The sequence below is a fragment of the Enterobacter sp. WCHEn090032 genome, assembly GCF_003986875.1.
Lineage (GTDB): Bacteria > Pseudomonadota > Gammaproteobacteria > Enterobacterales > Enterobacteriaceae > Enterobacter > Enterobacter sichuanensis.
The window spans coordinates 73,657-90,942 of the sequence record NZ_RXRN01000014.1 but is presented as its reverse complement, the minus strand read 5'-3'; the positions used below and the strand labels follow the sequence as shown (position 1 = coordinate 90,942).

Sequence of the window (17,286 nt, the reverse complement as noted above, 5' to 3'; positions counted from 1 at the left end):
AGCATTTTTCTCCGGTTCGGCGTTACGTTACCTCTACCCTATCAGAGTCTGAAGTCTTCCCCAAGATAGACGCGCTTAACATGATCATCTTCGAGGATTTGTTGCGGCGTACCGTGGGCGATCAGGTTACCCTGGCTCACAATATACGCACGCTCACACACGGCCAGCGTTTCACGCACGTTGTGGTCGGTGATCAACACGCCAAGCCCGCTGTCGCGCAGGTGCTCAATGATACGTTTAATATCGATAACGGAGATCGGATCAACACCGGCAAACGGTTCATCCAGAAGGATAAATTTCGGGTTTGCGGCCAGCGCACGCGCAATCTCAACGCGTCGGCGTTCCCCCCCGGAGAGCGCCTGACCGAGGCTGTCGCGCAGATGCTCAATGTGGAACTCTTCCATCAGCTCATTGGCACGATCCTGACGCTGTTCGCTGGTCAGATCGTTACGAATTTGCAGAACCGCCATCAGGTTATCGTAAACGCTAAGGCGACGGAAAATGGAGGCTTCCTGCGGCAAATAGCCGATCCCGCGGCGTGCGCGTGCATGCAGCGGCAGAAGGCTGATGTCTTCATCATCAATGACAATGTTGCCGGCATCGCGCGGCACAATGCCAACGACCATGTAGAAGGTTGTCGTTTTACCCGCACCGTTAGGGCCAAGCAGACCCACAATTTCGCCGGAGTTAACGGTCAGACTGACATCCTCTACGACACGGCGGCCCTTATAGGCCTTCGCGAGATTTTTTGCAGTTAATGTTGCCATAACGAATTAGTTACTCTTCTTCTGTGCCGGGGCCTGGCCTTTGCCTTTGTCCTGCAGCTGCGACGGTACCAGTACGGTGGTGACGCGTTTGCCTTTCTCGCTGGAGGCCTGCATTTTTTGCTCTTTAACCAGATAGGTAATCTTGTCGCCGGTAATGTTGCTGTCCAGCTGTTCCAGGTACGCATTTCCGGTCAGGATCACCAGGTCCTTCGCCAGCTCATAGTGCATATGCGTGGCATGGCCTTTCACCGGTTTGCCGTTGTCCTGCATTTGGTAGAAGGTCGCCGGATTACCGTAACCATCGATAATCTCTTTGCCCTGCTCGCCACCCGGACGGGTAACAACCACTTTGTCGGCGTTGATTTTGATGGTGCCCTGGGTCATGACGACGTTACCCGTGAAGGTGACGACATTACCCTGCATATCAAGAGACTGGGTGTCGGACTCGATATGAATCGGCTGCTCGGTATCGCCCGTTACAGCAAGCGCGGGGAGACTGGTCGCCAGCATCGCGCTGGCGATAATTACTTTAAGGCTGAGTTTGTTTGTTTTGAATTTCATAGGAGGTTCTAACCTTTTCAATCAGCTCGGCGTTTTTGCTGCGTAAGTTCCCGCGCATTCTCAAACCGCTGGAATTAAATGTTGTGCCATACAGAGTAACCAGATCCTGCGACGTCACATCCTGGGTCACCAGGTTGATCTGGGCATTATCCGTCGTAATTTTTCGCAGTTGCGAGTCAGCGGTCAGGGCGTTGACTTCAACGTGGCCATACAGATAAAGCATACGGTCATTTGTCAGTTTTGCCCGGTCTGACTTGATTGACCACGTCGGTACTTTGTCCTTATCAAACGTGGTCATAACAGGTTGGGTAAACCACGAAATACCGTCATCTGAAAAATATTCAACATGCTGGGCAATCAGGCGATAGTTCAGCGCGCCTTGCGGGCTGTAGACCACGGTGTCGCTGTGATCGCTTTTATAGGTTGGATCGTTATTGTTGATCACTTCCGTTTGCGTATCGTCGCGATCGGCGAGGTTCACGCCAATCAATACCAGGGCGACAAGCGAAAGCAAAATGATAACCCAACGTCTGGTTTTACTCATATCGATTGCCCTTTGGCCTCATCAAGCTTGCCCTGCGCCAGCAGGAGCAGATCGCAGACTTCACGGACGGCACCGCGGCCCCCGTTGATGTGGGTAACGTAGTCCGCACGCGGGATCAGCAGCGGATGCGCATCGGCAACGGCGATACTCAGCCCAACTTCAGCCATTACGGGCCAGTCAATCAGATCGTCCCCGACGTAGGCCACGTTTTCCGGTGCGATAGCCAGTTTACCCAGTAAATCGTTGAACGCCGCCATCTTATCGGATTGACCCTGATACAAATGGGTAATGCCTAAGGTTTCACAGCGATCTTCTACCAGTTTAGCTTTCCGTCCGGTGATGATAGCCACCTCGATACCTGAGGTCAGCGCACAGCGGATACCGTAGCCGTCGCGAACGTTAAACGCTTTAAGCTCTTCACCGTTATTGCCCATATAAATCAGGCCATCGGAGAGTACGCCATCCACATCCAGAATGAGCAGGCGAATGTTTTCCGCCTTTGCCATCATCTGGGTACTGACCGGACCATAACAGGTTGCAAGGGATGCACCCGCATTACTCATTGTCTTATCCTTCATTACACTACGCCTGCGCGCAGCAGATCATGCATATGTACCACACCCAGCAACTGGTCGCCATCGGCAACCATAACGGAGGTGATATGACGGGACTGCATCAGGTTCAGCACATCCACTGCCAGCGTCCCCGGGCGCACGCGAATGCCGCCGGGTGTCATCACATCGGCAATGCCCAGCGTACGGACATCCACACCCATGTCGAACACGCGACGCAGGTCGCCATCGGTGAAGATCCCCTGAATTTTCATCAGATCGTCGCACACGACCGTCATACCCAGATTCTTACGGGTGATTTCCAGCAGCGCATCACGCAGGGAGGCGGCTTTACTGACGTGAGGGATTTCATCCCCTGTGTGCATAATATCGTTAACCCGCAGCAGCAACTTACGCCCCAGCGCGCCGCCCGGGTGGGAAAGGGCGAAATCTTCCGGCGTAAAACCACGGGCTTCCAGCAGCGCCACGGCGAGCGCATCGCCCATCACCAGCGCCGCGGTGGTGCTGGAGGTCGGCGCCAGGCCGAGCGGGCAGGCCTCTTTCGGCACCTTTACGCACAGGTGAATATCGGCTGCGCGCGCCATGCTACTTTCCGGACGGCTGGTCATGCAAATGAGCGGCACCTGCAGACGCTTCAGTACCGGGATCAGCGCCAGAATTTCATTGGACTCACCGGAGTTGGACAGCGCGATGACGATATCCTGCGGCGTGACCATACCCAGGTCGCCGTGGGCGGCTTCCCCCGGGTGGACAAAGAATGAAGAGGTTCCGGTACTGGCAAACGTTGCCGCCATTTTGCGTCCAATGTGGCCGGACTTGCCCATCCCCATCACCACGACTTTGCCGGCACAGTAGAATATCTTCTCACATGCCAGACTAAAATCCTGATTAATGTACTGATCCAACTGCGCCAGACCTTCACGTTCAATCTCCAGAACGTCTTTGCCTGCTTTCTGAAAGTCAAAACCCGGCTGCAATTCTATTTGCGACATAATGCGTTTCCGTTTACCCAGAGAGAAGAGGCGAGAGCCAGTACAGCATCGCCATCCATACGATAAATCCACCCGTCAACAGCGCGCCTGCGCCTTTGCCAATCTGTCGTTGCCGCCGCCAGCAGAGCAGGGCAAATATCACGCTGACCAGCAGCATCGCACCGTAATCGCGTGAAAACGCCAGGGGGTTAAAGGGCCCCGGCGTAATCAGGGCCGGCAGACCCATTACTATCGCGATATTAAAAATATTGGAGCCGATGATATTACCAATGGCAATGTCATCCTCTCCTTTCCGCGCCCCGGCAATGGCCGTGGCCAGCTCTGGCAGACTGGTACCGATAGCAATAACCGTCAGGCCAATGGTCAGTTCGCTGATGGCAAAATAGTTCGCCACGACCGTCGCGTTATCTACGACCATGCGCGTGGCCATCGGCATGATGATCAGCGCCACGCCAAGCCAGAGCAGGGCGACGGGGAGCGTGCCTTCCCGCGGGAGTTCGGCGACCTGCTCACGCGTGAGGCTATCGTGCCCCTGCTTCTCAGCCAGACGGGCGATCTTAACACTATACAGCAACCAAATGACGGCCAGCGCCAGCAAGAAAATGCCGTCACTGACGCTCAGTATGCCATCATAAAATACGCACCCTGCCAGCAGACTTACGATTAACATTAGCGGCAATTCACGACGCAGAACATCAGAATGCACGCGAAATGGATGGAGCAGTGCCGCCAGGCCTAAGATCAACAATATATTAACGATATTAGAGCCAATCGCGGTACCGACGGCCAGGTCTAACTGGCCATGCAGCGATGCCGAGACAGAGACGATGATTTCAGGAAGTGACGTTCCAACGCTGACAACGGTCATCCCGATCACGAGAGGTGGCACGCCCGTCAGACGACACAGGATAGATGCAGCAAACACTAAACGGTCAGCACTGTAGACCACCAAAAGTAAACCAATTATTAACAGTGCTGTTGCTAAAAGCATCAAAAGTCCTTTCTTCAGGTATACTCGTCGGTCCATCGCGCGGGAATGGCTGGACTGCATACAGTCTGAGGCGTAACGAATTCCTAATTTTGACTTTATGCGCCGGAAAAGTAAAACAAATGCCAGCTTTCGCTAACCTCAACGGCTATTATTCTGTAAAAATGCTGAGTTTAGGGCTGATCCAGGCTGCATGCCTAAACGTGAGCAGGGTAAGAAAGGAACCATAAATGAGCCAAACGATGGCGAATTTAGTCGATGTCCGCGGTGTGAGTTTTTCTCGCGCCAACAGATTGATATTTGATGATATTTCGTTGACCGTACCGCGTGGCAAGATCACGGCCATCATGGGGCCGTCCGGGATCGGTAAAACGACACTGCTGCGTCTTATTGGTGGGCAGATCCCACCTGACAGTGGTGAAATCCTCTTTGATGGCGAAAATGTCCCGGAGATGTCGCGCTCGCGTCTGTATACCGTTCGCAAGCGCATGAGCATGCTCTTTCAGTCGGGGGCGTTGTTCACCGATATGAACGTCTTTGATAACGTGGCCTATCCGCTGCGCGAACATACCAGCCTGCCGCCTGCGTTGCTGAAAAGTACGGTGATGATGAAGCTTGAAGCCGTCGGTTTGCGCGGGGCGGCGAAGCTGATGCCTTCGGAACTCTCCGGCGGGATGGCGCGCCGCGCCGCGCTGGCGCGAGCCATTGCATTAGAACCGGATTTAATTATGTTCGATGAACCGTTCGTCGGGCAGGATCCCATCACGATGGGCGTGCTGGTGAAGCTCATCTCTGAGCTGAACAGCGCACTTGGCGTAACCTGCATTGTGGTTTCTCACGATGTGCCGGAAGTGTTGAGCATCGCCGATTACGCCTATATCGTGGCGGACAAAAAGATCGTCGCACACGGTAGCGCCCAGGCGTTGCAGGAAAATTGCGATCCGCGCGTGCGACAGTTCCTCGACGGTATTGCCGATGGCCCTGTGCCGTTCCGCTACCCGGCGGGCGACTATCGTGACGATTTACTGGGAATAGGGAGTTAAGCCACTCATGCTGTTAAATGCGTTGGCCGCTCTCGGACACCGTGGCATAAAAACCATCAGGACGTTCGGGCGTGCCGGATTGATGTTATTCAACGCGCTGGTCGGCAAGCCGGAGTTCCGAAAGCATGCGCCTTTACTGGTGCGTCAACTCTATAACGTCGGCGTGCTGTCGATGCTCATCATCATTGTGTCCGGTCTGTTTATCGGCATGGTGCTGGGGCTGCAGGGCTACCTCGTCCTGACAACCTACAGTGCGGAAACCAGTCTCGGGATGCTGGTGGCGCTTTCGCTGCTGCGTGAACTGGGGCCGGTTGTGGCGGCGCTGTTGTTCGCCGGACGCGCGGGGTCGGCATTAACGGCTGAAATTGGCCTGATGCGTGCGACTGAGCAGCTCTCCAGTATGGAGATGATGGCGGTTGACCCGCTGCGTCGCGTAATTTCGCCGCGTTTCTGGGCTGGGGTGATCTCTTTACCGTTACTGACTATTCTGTTTGTCGCCGTGGGTATCTGGGGCGGTTCGCTGGTTGGCGTTCACTGGAAAGGCATTGATGCCGGTTTCTTCTGGTCCGCCATGCAGGACGCCATCGACCTGCGAATGGATCTGGTTAACTGTCTGATTAAAAGCGTGGTATTCGCCATTACGGTCACCTGGATTGCCTTGTTCAATGGTTACGATGCCATCCCGACGTCGGCAGGCATTAGCCGTGCAACTACACGTACAGTCGTACATTCGTCGCTGGCCGTACTGGGTCTGGATTTTGTGCTCACCGCACTGATGTTTGGGAATTGAGTTCATGCAAACGAAAAAAAATGAAATTTGGGTCGGCGTGTTCCTGCTGCTGGCGCTGCTGGCCGCACTGTTTATCTGCCTGAGAGCGGCGGATATCACCTCCGTGCGTACCGAGCCGACATATCGCATCTATGCCACCTTCGATAACATCGGCGGGCTGAAGGCCCGTTCACCGGTCCGTATTGGCGGCGTGGTGATCGGACGCGTATCAGACATTACGCTTGATGAGAAAACCTATCTGCCACGCGTCGCGATGGATATCGAAGAGCGTTACAACCATATTCCGGACACCAGTTCCCTGTCGATCCGGACTTCCGGTCTGCTGGGTGAACAATATCTGGCGCTTAACGTCGGCTTTGAAGACCCCGAGCTGGGAACGACTATTCTTAAAGACGGCAGCGTTATTCAGGATACGAAGTCCGCAATGGTGCTGGAAGATATGATTGGTCAGTTCCTTTACAACAGTAAAGGGGATGAGAAAAAATCCGACGCTGCCCCTGCGCAGTCTGAAGATCATACCGACGTCGCACCGACACCTGGCACGACGCATTAATTTCAGGAGAAGTCATTCATGTTTAAACGACTGTTAATGGTGGCCATGCTGGTCATTGCCCCTCTTACCGCTGCCCATGCTGCGGATCAGAGTAACCCGTACAAACTGATGGACGAAGCGGCGAAGAAAACCTTCGACCGTCTTAAAAACGAACAGCCTAAAATTCGTGCGAATCCTGATTACCTGCGTGACGTTGTTGACCAGGAATTGCTGCCGTATGTGCAGATTAAATATGCGGGTGCGCTGGTGCTGGGTCGTTATTACAAAGACGCGACCCCTGCGCAGCGTGAGGCCTACTTTGCCGCGTTCCGTGAATATCTGAAGCAGGCTTATGGTCAGGCGCTGGCGATGTATCACGGCCAGACCTACCAGATTGCACCTGAGCAACCGCTGGGTGATGCGACCATCGTGCCTATCCGTGTGACGATCAACGATCCTAACGGTCGTCCGCCGGTTCGTCTGGATTTCCAGTGGCGTAAAAACAGCCAGACAGGCCACTGGCAGGCGTATGACATGATCGCCGAAGGGGTAAGCATGATCACCACCAAGCAGAACGAGTGGAGCGACCTGCTGCGCACTAAAGGCATTGATGGCCTGACTGCACAGCTGCAGTCCATTGCTCGTCAGAAAATCACGCTGGACGAGAAGAAGTAATGTCACAGCAACTCAGCTGGTCGCGTGAAGGCGAGACATTGAAACTGTCCGGCGAACTGGATCAGGACCTCCTGAACCCGTTATGGGACCAGCGCCATGACGCCATGCAGGGCGTGACGCTGATTGACTTAAGCGGTATCACCCGGGTGGATACGGCAGGTGTTGCGCTGCTTGCCCATCTGGTTGCCGAGGGGAAAAAGCAGGGGGCGAGCGTCAGGCTTCACGGCGCGAGCGATAATGTCGTGACCCTTGCGCAGCTCTACAATCTTCCTCAGGACGTACTGCCTCGTTAATATTTTCAGTGCGTTACTTCCGAAAGCCCTGACAGTTTCATCGTCGGGGCTTTTTGCTTGTTTAAGACGACGCCACTTTGCTCTAAGATGTTGGGCTTGTTTTCACTATCAGATGATTAAGAACCCATGGAAAATCATGAAATCCAGACAGTGCTGATGAATGCACTCTCCCTTCAGGAAGCCCACGTCACTGGCGATGGCAGTCACTTCCAGGTTATTGCTGTGGGTGAGATGTTCGACGGCATGAGCCGCGTGAAGAAACAGCAGGCTGTGTACGCGCCGCTGATGGAATATATTGCGGATAACCGCATCCACGCCCTGTCGATTAAAGCGTTCACCCCGCAAGAGTGGGCACGCGATCGCAAACTAAACGGTTTTTGAGCTGAGGGCGACAGGCCCGCAGCACGGTTGAATTTATAAGAGAGCACACAATGGATAAATTTCGTGTACAGGGGCCAACGCGCCTCCAGGGCGAAGTCACAATTTCTGGCGCGAAAAACGCCGCGCTGCCAATCCTCTTTGCTGCGCTGCTCGCGGAAGAGCCGGTAGAAATTCAAAACGTCCCGAAACTGAAAGATATCGACACGACCATGAAGTTGCTCACCCAGTTGGGCACTAAAGTTGAGCGTAACGGTTCTGTCTGGATCGACGCCAGCAATGTGAATAACTTCTCTGCACCTTACGATCTGGTGAAAACCATGCGTGCTTCCATCTGGGCGCTTGGCCCGCTGGTGGCGCGTTTTGGCCAGGGGCAGGTTTCACTTCCGGGCGGTTGTGCCATCGGGGCGCGTCCGGTTGACCTGCATATCTTTGGCCTGGAAAAACTGGGCGCAGAGATCAAACTGGAAGAAGGTTACGTTAAAGCGTCCGTCAACGGTCGTCTGAAAGGCGCGCACATTGTCATGGACAAGGTGAGCGTGGGCGCAACAGTCACCATTATGTCAGCGGCAACGCTGGCTGAAGGTACCACGATCATCGAAAACGCCGCGCGTGAGCCGGAAATTGTTGATACCGCCAACTTCCTCGTGGCGCTGGGGGCGAAGATCTCCGGTCAGGGTACTGACCGTATCACCATTGAAGGCGTTGAGCGTCTGGGTGGTGGTGTTTATCGCGTCCTGCCGGACCGTATCGAAACCGGTACCTTCCTGGTGGCAGCGGCGATCTCTGGCGGTAAGATTGTTTGCCGTAACGCACAGCCTGATACCCTGGATGCGGTGCTGGCGAAGCTGCGCGATGCCGGCGCGGATATCGAAATCGGTGAAGACTGGATCAGCCTCGATATGCACGGTCAGCGTCCAAAAGCTGTCAATGTGCGTACGGCGCCACACCCGGCGTTCCCGACGGACATGCAGGCGCAATTCACCCTGTTGAACCTGGTCGCCGAAGGGACGGGCTTCATCACTGAAACCATTTTCGAGAACCGCTTTATGCACGTACCGGAGCTGATCCGTATGGGCGCGCATGCAGAGATCGAGAGTAATACCGTAATTTGCCACGGCGTGGAGAAACTGTCGGGTGCTCAGGTGATGGCCACCGATCTGCGTGCGTCTGCGAGCCTGGTGCTGGCGGGTTGTATCGCGGAAGGGACAACGATTGTGGATCGTATTTATCACATCGATCGTGGTTATGAGCGTATCGAAGATAAACTGCGCGCGCTGGGTGCGAATATCGAGCGTGTGAAGGGCGAGTAATCGTTCCGGCAGCCCCCTGCCAGCAATGACCGGGGGGTTGCTGTGCCTGTCAATTAACGTGTTATTCCTGCAATCCTTTCTTTGCCTTTTTCTGGCGAATCATGCGCGTTCTGTCAATAAACTCATGGGTAATGGGATCGTGGTAACGCGAGGGCCAAATCACCCACGGGTGCGTATCCAGCGCCGTTGCGATAATGAGCTCTCCCTTGGGCCATGGGCGGGTGAGGGCGTTTGCCAGGGTTGAAGAACTCAGACCGTGGCGGCGGGACTCTGCTGCCAGTGACGTGCCTCTTTTGCGCAGTGCGGCAATAATATCCGCCGTGTGCCAGTCGATAAATTTCGTGTCCATAACGCTGTCCTTAGTTCGGATTCACCTTCGCCGTTTCGTCAGAAACGACGGGGTTACTATACCCATTTCACACTCTTGTTCTAAAAAGTTCGCGTTACTTGAAGGGATATTCAGAATAAGGCACAGCTTTATTCATGCGGTCTCTAAACCGATGCGTTTACATGAAGACGTAATTTACAGGAACGTACGGGAATCTCCCCGCAAAGGCGCGGGGAGAAACAGGAGGGATCACCGATCGCGCTGAACGGCGATGTGCGCCAGACCGATCAGCGCATCGCGCCACGGGCTGTCTGGAATAACCTGAAGTGCAGCAATGGCTTTATCCGCTTCCTCTTCCGCACGCTGGCGCGTCCACTCGAGCGATCCGCAAATGGCCATGGTTTCCAGTACGGGTTCCAGAAGATGGCGGCCATTTCCCTGCTCAATCGCTTCACGGATCATTTTCGCCTGGTCGGCCGTTCCGTTGCGCATGGCGTGGAGCAGCGGCAGGGTCGGTTTGCCTTCGTTCAGGTCATCCCCCACGTTTTTGCCGAGCGTCTCGCCGTCCGCACTGTAGTCCAGCAAATCATCAATCAGCTGGAATGCCGTACCCAGATAACGACCGTAGTCCTGCAGCCCTTTTTCCTGGGCGTCGGTACAGTCAGCCAGAATGCCGGAACACTGGGCGGCTGCTTCAAACAGGCGCGCGGTTTTGCTGTAGATCACGCGCATGTAGTTTTCTTCAGTAATATCAGGATCGTTGACGTTCATCAGTTGCAGTACTTCGCCTTCTGCGATGACGTTAACGGCTTCGGACATCACTTCCAGTACTTTCAGGGAGCCCAGACTGGTCATCATCTGGAAGGCGCGGGTATAGATAAAATCCCCCACCAGTACGCTGGCTGCGTTCCCGAAAGCGGCGTTCGCCGTGGCTTTGCCGCGACGCATATCCGATTCATCCACAACATCATCATGCAGAAGCGTCGCTGTGTGAATAAATTCGATGAGCGCTGCGATGGTGATGTGGGCATTTCCCTGATAACCAACGGCTCTGGCAGCCAGAATGGCAATCATCGGACGTATGCGTTTACCGCCACCGCTGACAATGTAATAGCCCAACTGATTGATCAGTTGAACGTCAGAGTTGAGTTGCTCCAGGATTGCTGCATTCACACCCGCCATATCTTGCGCGGTTAACTCGTTGATTTTTTCTAAATTCATCGCAAAAGCCGGGCTTTTTATCCTGTTGATCCCATCTACTATGGGGTAACGAAGGGTTTCGGTTTATCAATAGTATTGCTGATTGTACTGAAAAAACGGCTCAGATAAACGTTACCGTACGTGTTGTGTTTTTTTTCTTCATGTATTGACGGTAGCACTTGTCAAAGGCTCGCGTTTTGCGTAATATTCGCGCCCTATTGTGAATATTTATAGCGCACTCTGATTCATACGAGGACGTGCGCGGAAGCGGAGTTTATATGTACGCGGTTTTCCAAAGTGGTGGTAAACAACACCGAGTAAGCGAAGGTCAGACCGTTCGCCTGGAAAAGCTGGACATCGCAACTGGCGAATCTGTTGAGTTCGCAGAAGTTCTGATGATCGCAAACGGTGAAGAAGTCAAAATCGGCGTTCCTTTCGTTGATGGCGGCGTTATCAAAGCTGAAGTTGTTGCACACGGTCGTGGCGAGAAAGTTAAAATCGTTAAGTTTCGTCGTCGTAAGCACTACCGTAAGCAGCAGGGCCACCGTCAGTGGTTCACTGATGTGAAAATTACTGGCATCAGCGCCTAAGACCTGAGGAGAGATTTAAATGGCACATAAAAAGGCTGGCGGCTCCACACGTAACGGTCGCGATTCAGAAGCTAAACGCCTGGGCGTTAAGCGTTTCGGTGGCGAATCCGTTCTGGCGGGTAGCATCATCGTTCGTCAACGTGGTACCAAATTCCACGCTGGCAACAACGTAGGTTGCGGTCGTGACCACACTCTGTTTGCTAAAGCAGACGGTAAAGTGAAATTTGAAGTTAAAGGCCCGAACAACCGTAAATACATCAGCATCGTTGCTGAGTAAGGTTTTCTCGGTCCGGTAACGGATTAAAGCCCCGCAACCTGTTGCGGGGCTTTTTACATTGGAAACCCGGTAATTTTTTCTGTAGGGAAAACGGGCATGAAGCAGCAGGCCGGCATAGGTATTCTTTTGGCGCTCACTACCGCAATGTGCTGGGGTGCGCTGCCAATTGCAATGAAGCAGGTACTGGAAGTGATGGAGCCGCCTACGGTGGTCTTTTATCGCTTTCTGATGGCAAGTATCGGCCTCGGGGCGATTCTGGCTGTCAAAGGTAAGCTTCCTCCGCTGCGACTCTTCCGGAAACCGCGCTGGCTTGTGTTACTGGCTATCGCGACAGGTGGACTGTTTGGGAACTTCATCCTGTTCAGTTCTTCCCTGCAATATCTTAGCCCTACGGCGTCACAGGTGATTGGTCAGCTTTCACCCGTGGGCATGATGGTCGCCAGCGTCTTTATCCTCAAGGAGAAGATGCGCGGTACGCAGATTATCGGGGCGAGCATGCTGCTATGCGGTCTGGTGATGTTCTTCAACACCAGTCTGATCGAGATTTTTACCCGGCTGACCGATTACACCTGGGGTGTGATCTTCGGTGTAGGGGCAGCAACGGTCTGGGTGAGCTATGGTGTCGCGCAAAAGGTGTTATTGCGTCGTCTTGCCTCACAGCAGATCCTCTTTTTGCTGTACACTTTGTGTACACTGGCGTTGTTGCCGTTAGCGAAGCCGGGGGTAATCACCGAGCTTAGCGACTGGCAACTGGCGTGCCTCATTTTTTGTGGGCTGAACACGCTGGTTGGTTATGGCGCGCTGGCCGAAGCAATGGCGCGCTGGCAGGCAGCACAGGTGAGCGCATTAATTACGCTTACTCCGCTGTTTACGCTGTTATTTTCAGATTTGTTATCAATGGCCTGGCCCGATGTCTTCGTCAGACCGATGCTCAACCTGTTGGGCTATCTCGGTGCGTTTGTCGTGGTTGCGGGCGCGATGTATTCCGCCATTGGTCATCGTCTTTGGGGACGTTGGCGCAAAAATGAAGCGGTTGTAGTAGTCCCCCGCTCAGGCGAATGAGTTACGGAGTGTAAAATGAAGTTTGTTGATGAAGCGACGATCCTTGTCGTGGCTGGTGATGGCGGCAACGGTTGCGTGAGCTTCCGCCGTGAAAAGTATATCCCTCGTGGCGGCCCTGACGGCGGCGACGGCGGGGATGGTGGTGACGTGTGGCTGGAGGCGGATGAGAACCTCAACACGCTGATCGACTACCGTTTTGAAAAATCCTTCCGCGCTGAACGTGGTCAGAACGGCCAGAGCCGTGACTGTACCGGTAAACGCGGAAAAGACGTCACCATTAAGGTGCCTGTCGGTACGCGTGTGATTGACCAGGGGACCGGTGAAACCATGGGTGACATGACCAAACACGGTCAGCGCCTGATGGTCGCTAAAGGTGGCTGGCACGGTCTGGGCAACAGCCGTTTTAAATCATCTGTTAACCGTACGCCACGTCAGAAAACCATGGGTACGCCGGGCGATAAGCGCGATCTGCAGTTGGAGCTGATGCTTCTGGCAGACGTGGGCATGCTCGGGATGCCAAACGCGGGCAAATCGACGTTTATTCGTGCCGTCTCTGCTGCGAAACCAAAAGTGGCGGACTATCCGTTTACGACCCTGGTGCCAAGCCTGGGCGTTGTTCGTATGGATAACGAGAAGAGTTTCGTGGTTGCCGATATTCCGGGTCTGATTGAAGGCGCAGCGGAAGGTGCCGGTCTGGGTATCCGCTTCCTGAAACACCTTGAGCGTTGCCGCGTCCTGCTGCACCTGATCGATATTGATCCAATTGATGGTTCCGATCCGGTAGAAAATGCCCGTATCATCGTCGGCGAGCTGGAGAAATACAGCGAAAAACTGGCGAACAAACCGCGCTGGCTGGTCTTTAACAAAATTGACCTGATGGATAAAGCCGAAGCGGAAGCAAAAGCGAAAGCCATTGCTGAAGCGATGGGCTGGGAAGATAAATACTATCTTATCTCCGCCGCAAGCCAGGTGGGCGTGAAAGATCTGTGCTGGGATGTGATGACCTTCATCATCGAGAACCCAGTTGTTCAGGCGGAAGAAGCCAAACAGCCAGAAAAAGTCGAATTCATGTGGGATGACTACCACCGCCAGCAGCTCGAAGAGCTGGAAGCGGAAGGGGATGATGAAGACTGGGACGATGACTGGGATGAAGACGACGAAGAAGGCGTCGAGTTCATCTACAAGCACTAATCGTCGTGAAAGGCCCCTGTTGATTCAGGGGCTTTTTTTATTCTAACGTTGCAGGCAGCCAGCAGCTGGCAATGAGACCGCCTTTCTCGCCATTCTCCAGCGTCAGTTTTCCATGATGAAGCTGCAGGATACGCTGCACGATGCTCAGGCCCAGGCCACTGCCACCATAGCGTTGGTCGAGACGGCGGAACGGTTCTGTGATTGACTGTCGGTGCGCTTCATCGATACCGGGCCCCTGATCGATAACGCTGACCAGCGTTCCGCCGCCCTGCGCGGATAATGTCACTGTGATGGTTGTCCCGGCAGGGCTGTAACGTCCGGCATTTTCAAGCAGGTTGCGCAGCATAAGACGCAGAAGCACAGCGTCTCCCTGCACCGTGAGCGCACTTTTAGCCGGCCAAATAACCGTATGCTCTTTGGCTTCATGCTCAAGGCCAAGCGGCGTAATAATCGTGTCTGTCCAGTTCACCGTCTCGTAGTGACCGCTCGCCATCGCCTGCCCGGCGCGCGCCAGCATCAGCAGCTGTTCAATCGTGTGCATCAACTGATCGATACGGGTTATCAATGTCGCGGCCTGCGGCGCGCCTGACTGCGCCATGAGTTCCAGATGCAGCCTGATCCCGGCGAGGGGCGTTCGCAGCTCGTGTGCGGCGTCGGCGGTAAACAGCCTCTCTTGTTGAATGGTGTGATCCAGCCGGGCAAGCAGCTGATTGAGAGAGGTGGTGACGGCGCCAATCTCTTCCATGTCAGAGTACATCGGAAGCGGGGTCAGGTTATCCGCCGAACGATTCGCCAGACTGACACGCAGTTTATTCAGGGGCCGGGTTATCCAGGTGACGGCCCAGAAGGAGAAGAACAGGGTGAAGCCGACCATCACCAGGGAAGGGACCAGCAGCGAGGCAATCGCTTCACGGATCTCTTTCTCGACATGGTTATTACGTGACTTGGCAGACAATGTTTCATTGACCAGAAAACCAATCTGCTCGCGGCTTTCATGCCAGAGCCAGATCACGCTGATCAGCTGGAAAAACAACAGTATCACCGCCAGCAGAACCATTAACCGCCGACGCATGCTGTTCATTTCTGACTCTCCAGACGGTAGCCCACGCCGCGGACGGTTTTGATCCTGTCTTTCCCGAGCTTACGACGCAGATTATGGATATGAACCTCAAGGGTATTCGACCCCGGATCGTCCTGCCAGGAGTAGATATCCTGCTGGAGGGTTTCACGGTGCACCGTCTGTCCGCTGCGCATAATCAGGCGCGTAAGCAGGGCAAACTCTTTGGGCGTGACTTCTACCGGCTGGGACTGGCGCAGGACCTGCTGGGTTTGCAGATTCAGCGTGATATCGCCGTCGGTGAGTAAGTTATCACTGTGTCCCTGATAACGGCGGATTAGGGCCCGGACGCGCGCCTGCAACTCTGCCAGAGCAAAGGGCTTCACCAGATAATCATCGGCTCCAGCATCAAGGCCGGTAATACGATCTTCAATGGCATCGCGTGCCGTCAGGATCAACACCGGATTAGCGATGCCGCGGCGACGCCACTGGGTGAGCAGCGTCGCGCCGTCTTTATCCGGTAAACCTAAATCGAGGATCACCAGACTGTATTCGCCGCTCTGGATCAGGGCATCGGCCTCCGCCGCCGTGGCGGCGCAGTCGAGGGCATATCCTTCACTGGCCAGCGCAAGCGCCAGCCCTTCCTGTAATAACAGATCGTCTTCAACTATAAGTAGTTTCATCGCTAGTTATTCTGGTAGATGTCCTTATAAAGCCTGCTTTCGAAGCGAACCAGTGGAATACGACGGTTGCGCTGGTCGGTCGGTTCGACGGCATAGCCGGAAAGATACTGCACGAATGCCATGCGCTGTCCGCTGGCGGTAGTGATGAAGCCTGCAAGGTTGTATACCCCTTGCAGTGAACCTGTTTTGGCTGACACTTTACCATCAACGCCGGCAGCGTGAAGGCCGGCCCGGTATTGAAGTGAACCGTCATGCCCGGCGAGCGGCAGCATCGAGATAAAGTTTAGCTCAGTGTCATGTTGAGCAATGTACTGAAGCACTTGCATCATGGTTGCCGGGGCGATCAAATTGTGTCGCGATAACCCGGAGCCATCGACAGCGATAGTATTACCCAGGTCGATTCCCGCCTGCTGACGTAAGATCTGACGGACTGCATCGGAACCTGCACGCCAGGTTCCTGGAACGCCAAAGCGCGCGTGACCAATCATGCGGAACACCGTGTCAGCGATCATATTGTCAGACTTCTTCAGCATGATCCTTAGCAGATCGTGCAACGGTTCAGACTGTTTGCTGGCGATAACCGTGCCGGGTTGGTTAACCTGCGTCTGGCGCAGCAGGGTACCGGTATAGGTGATCCCTGCCTGTTTCAGTTCGTCCTTAAGAATGGCGCCTGCGTAGCTTGCGCCATCCTGGATGGCGAAGGCCAGCGGCAGTGGATCGGCACGCTGCGTCAGGCAGCCGGTAAGCGTGAAGCGATTAAGATCGCCGGGCACCACATCCAGTTCGCAATACTGTGCATCCGGAGAGCCCTTGGCCAGCGTGCGGACCTGGCTGAACATCGTGACCGGGTAGTAAGACGCCACGCGGATAAACGCTAAATCATCCGGTTTGGGAGCGCTGTAAAGCGAAACCGAGAAGCAGTTTCGGTCAACAATCGCGGCGGCGGGCGGGGCGCTAAAGCATTGCGTCATGTCGTTCCACGGCCAGCCGGGGGCTTTATCATGGCTGGCAAAGATGGAGGTGTCGATGAGTACGTTTCCATCAACCTTCTGCACGCCCGATTTTTTCAGCACTGCCACCATATTGCGAATATCCTGGCGTTTAAAGGTCGGGTCGCCGCCAAAACGGGCGATCAGATCGCCTTTCAGTTCGCCATTTTCGACCTTGCCTTTGGTCTCTAGCGTGGTGGTAAAGCGGAAGTCAGGACCAAGCTGAAGGAGGGCGGCAAGCGCAGTGATCACCTTCTGGGTGCTGGCAGGCAGGGCCATCTGTTGACTATGGTAGTCAATCTCCGGCGTCTGCGCCCCGACCTTTTGCACCATCAAGGCAAGGTTGGCACCTGCGGGCAGTTGATTAATATACTCATCAACATTCGCGGCCTGAACGCTGAACGTTATACTGGTAGTCAATCCGATGATAAATCTGGAAAATCGCATAATCTCGCGCTAAC

General features: G+C 54.5%; 22 protein-coding genes. 11 read left to right on the top strand and 11 right to left on the bottom strand.

What is annotated here, in order from left to right; all coding sequences use genetic code 11:
- Positions 1-41: 41 nt before the first annotated feature.
- Genes lptB through EKN83_RS13930 form a run of 6 tightly spaced genes read right to left on the bottom strand, consistent with a single transcriptional unit; the run spans position 42 to position 4,427 of the window.
- On the bottom strand, positions 42-767 hold the full coding sequence (lptB, locus tag EKN83_RS13955) for an LPS export ABC transporter ATP-binding protein (RefSeq protein WP_025756692.1): 726 nt from the start codon (positions 765-767) through the stop codon (positions 42-44).
- A 6-nt stretch (positions 768-773) separates the two neighbouring features.
- Positions 774-1,328 carry a lipopolysaccharide ABC transporter substrate-binding protein LptA gene (gene lptA / locus EKN83_RS13950; protein WP_025756693.1) on the bottom strand — a complete coding sequence of 185 codons (555 nt, stop codon included), beginning with the start codon at positions 1,326-1,328 and terminating at the stop codon, positions 774-776.
- On the bottom strand, positions 1,297-1,872 hold the full coding sequence (gene lptC / locus EKN83_RS13945; RefSeq protein ID WP_025756694.1) for an LPS export ABC transporter periplasmic protein LptC: 576 nt from the start codon (positions 1,870-1,872) through the stop codon (positions 1,297-1,299). The genes lptA and lptC overlap by 32 nt, the downstream gene beginning before the upstream one ends.
- Positions 1,869-2,435: a 3-deoxy-manno-octulosonate-8-phosphatase KdsC gene (gene kdsC / locus EKN83_RS13940; RefSeq protein ID WP_025756695.1), complete on the bottom strand. Its 567-nt coding sequence runs from the start codon at positions 2,433-2,435 to the stop codon at positions 1,869-1,871. The genes lptC and kdsC overlap by 4 nt, the downstream gene beginning before the upstream one ends.
- Positions 2,436-2,449: 14 nt before the next feature.
- Positions 2,450-3,436 (bottom strand): arabinose-5-phosphate isomerase KdsD, encoded by a 987-nt coding sequence (kdsD, locus tag EKN83_RS13935; protein ID WP_025756696.1) that lies wholly within the window; start codon positions 3,434-3,436, stop codon positions 2,450-2,452.
- 13 nt (positions 3,437-3,449) lie between these two features.
- Positions 3,450-4,427 (bottom strand): calcium/sodium antiporter, encoded by a 978-nt coding sequence (locus EKN83_RS13930; RefSeq protein ID WP_126801148.1) that lies wholly within the window; start codon positions 4,425-4,427, stop codon positions 3,450-3,452.
- 227 nt (positions 4,428-4,654) lie between these two features.
- On the opposite strand from EKN83_RS13930, the gene mlaF reads away from it, so the two are divergent.
- The 7 genes from mlaF to murA all read left to right on the top strand — a co-directional run bounded on the left by mlaF (position 4,655) and on the right by murA (position 9,448).
- Positions 4,655-5,467: a phospholipid ABC transporter ATP-binding protein MlaF gene (gene mlaF, locus EKN83_RS13925; protein ID WP_025756698.1), complete on the top strand. Its 813-nt coding sequence runs from the start codon at positions 4,655-4,657 to the stop codon at positions 5,465-5,467.
- Positions 5,468-5,474: 7 nt separating this feature from the next.
- Positions 5,475-6,257: a lipid asymmetry maintenance ABC transporter permease subunit MlaE gene (gene mlaE, locus EKN83_RS13920; RefSeq protein ID WP_010436044.1), complete on the top strand. Its 783-nt coding sequence runs from the start codon at positions 5,475-5,477 to the stop codon at positions 6,255-6,257.
- Positions 6,258-6,261: 4 nt separating this feature from the next.
- Entirely contained in the window at positions 6,262-6,810 is a 549-nt protein-coding gene (gene mlaD, locus EKN83_RS13915; protein WP_025756699.1) for an outer membrane lipid asymmetry maintenance protein MlaD, read from the top strand.
- Between the two features lie 18 nt (positions 6,811-6,828).
- A complete protein-coding gene (mlaC, locus tag EKN83_RS13910; protein ID WP_014885387.1) occupies positions 6,829-7,464 on the top strand; it encodes a phospholipid-binding protein MlaC in 636 nt (211 codons plus the stop codon).
- Entirely contained in the window at positions 7,464-7,757 is a 294-nt protein-coding gene (mlaB, locus tag EKN83_RS13905; protein WP_045284744.1) for a lipid asymmetry maintenance protein MlaB, read from the top strand. Before mlaC ends, mlaB begins: the two co-directional genes overlap by 1 nt.
- A gap of 126 nt (positions 7,758-7,883) precedes the next feature.
- A complete protein-coding gene (gene ibaG, locus EKN83_RS13900) occupies positions 7,884-8,138 on the top strand; it encodes a BolA family iron metabolism protein IbaG (RefSeq protein ID WP_008501458.1) in 255 nt (84 codons plus the stop codon).
- 50 nt (positions 8,139-8,188) lie between these two features.
- Positions 8,189-9,448, top strand: a complete 1,260-nt coding sequence (gene murA, locus EKN83_RS13895; RefSeq protein ID WP_025756701.1) for a UDP-N-acetylglucosamine 1-carboxyvinyltransferase — start codon at positions 8,189-8,191, stop codon at positions 9,446-9,448.
- 61 nt (positions 9,449-9,509) lie between these two features.
- Here the strand turns inward: murA and sfsB are convergent, their stop codons facing one another.
- Together sfsB and ispB are read right to left on the bottom strand one after the other, a co-directional pair.
- Positions 9,510-9,797: a DNA-binding transcriptional regulator SfsB gene (gene sfsB, locus EKN83_RS13890; RefSeq protein WP_047959543.1), complete on the bottom strand. Its 288-nt coding sequence runs from the start codon at positions 9,795-9,797 to the stop codon at positions 9,510-9,512.
- Positions 9,798-10,025: 228 nt separating this feature from the next.
- Positions 10,026-10,997: an octaprenyl diphosphate synthase gene (gene ispB, locus EKN83_RS13885; RefSeq protein WP_025756703.1), complete on the bottom strand. Its 972-nt coding sequence runs from the start codon at positions 10,995-10,997 to the stop codon at positions 10,026-10,028.
- Positions 10,998-11,254: 257 nt separating this feature from the next.
- On the opposite strand from ispB, the gene rplU reads away from it, so the two are divergent.
- From rplU to cgtA, 4 genes are all read left to right on the top strand, one after another.
- Positions 11,255-11,566, top strand: coding sequence for a 50S ribosomal protein L21 (gene rplU, locus EKN83_RS13880; protein ID WP_003025032.1), 312 nt, complete (start codon positions 11,255-11,257; stop codon positions 11,564-11,566).
- Positions 11,567-11,585: 19 nt separating this feature from the next.
- The gene (gene rpmA / locus EKN83_RS13875; RefSeq protein WP_004385076.1) at positions 11,586-11,843 is read left to right on the top strand and encodes a 50S ribosomal protein L27; all 258 of its coding nucleotides are present in this window, start codon (positions 11,586-11,588) and stop codon (positions 11,841-11,843) included.
- 96 nt (positions 11,844-11,939) lie between these two features.
- A complete protein-coding gene (locus EKN83_RS13870; RefSeq protein WP_025756704.1) occupies positions 11,940-12,905 on the top strand; it encodes a DMT family transporter in 966 nt (321 codons plus the stop codon).
- A 15-nt stretch (positions 12,906-12,920) separates the two neighbouring features.
- Positions 12,921-14,096, top strand: a complete 1,176-nt coding sequence (gene cgtA, locus EKN83_RS13865) for an Obg family GTPase CgtA (protein WP_025756705.1) — start codon at positions 12,921-12,923, stop codon at positions 14,094-14,096.
- Positions 14,097-14,133: 37 nt separating this feature from the next.
- Here the strand turns inward: cgtA and pmrB are convergent, their stop codons facing one another.
- From pmrB to dacB, 3 genes are read right to left on the bottom strand one after another with little or no spacing between them, the layout of a single operon-like run.
- Entirely contained in the window at positions 14,134-15,177 is a 1,044-nt protein-coding gene (pmrB, locus tag EKN83_RS13860; protein ID WP_126801147.1) for a two-component system sensor histidine kinase PmrB, read from the bottom strand.
- Positions 15,174-15,836 carry a two-component system response regulator PmrA gene (gene pmrA, locus EKN83_RS13855; protein WP_025756707.1) on the bottom strand — a complete coding sequence of 221 codons (663 nt, stop codon included), beginning with the start codon at positions 15,834-15,836 and terminating at the stop codon, positions 15,174-15,176. Before pmrA ends, pmrB begins: the two co-directional genes overlap by 4 nt.
- Before the next feature lie 2 nt (positions 15,837-15,838).
- A complete protein-coding gene (dacB, locus tag EKN83_RS13850; protein WP_059385410.1) occupies positions 15,839-17,272 on the bottom strand; it encodes a serine-type D-Ala-D-Ala carboxypeptidase in 1,434 nt (477 codons plus the stop codon).
- Positions 17,273-17,286 lie beyond the last annotated feature (14 nt).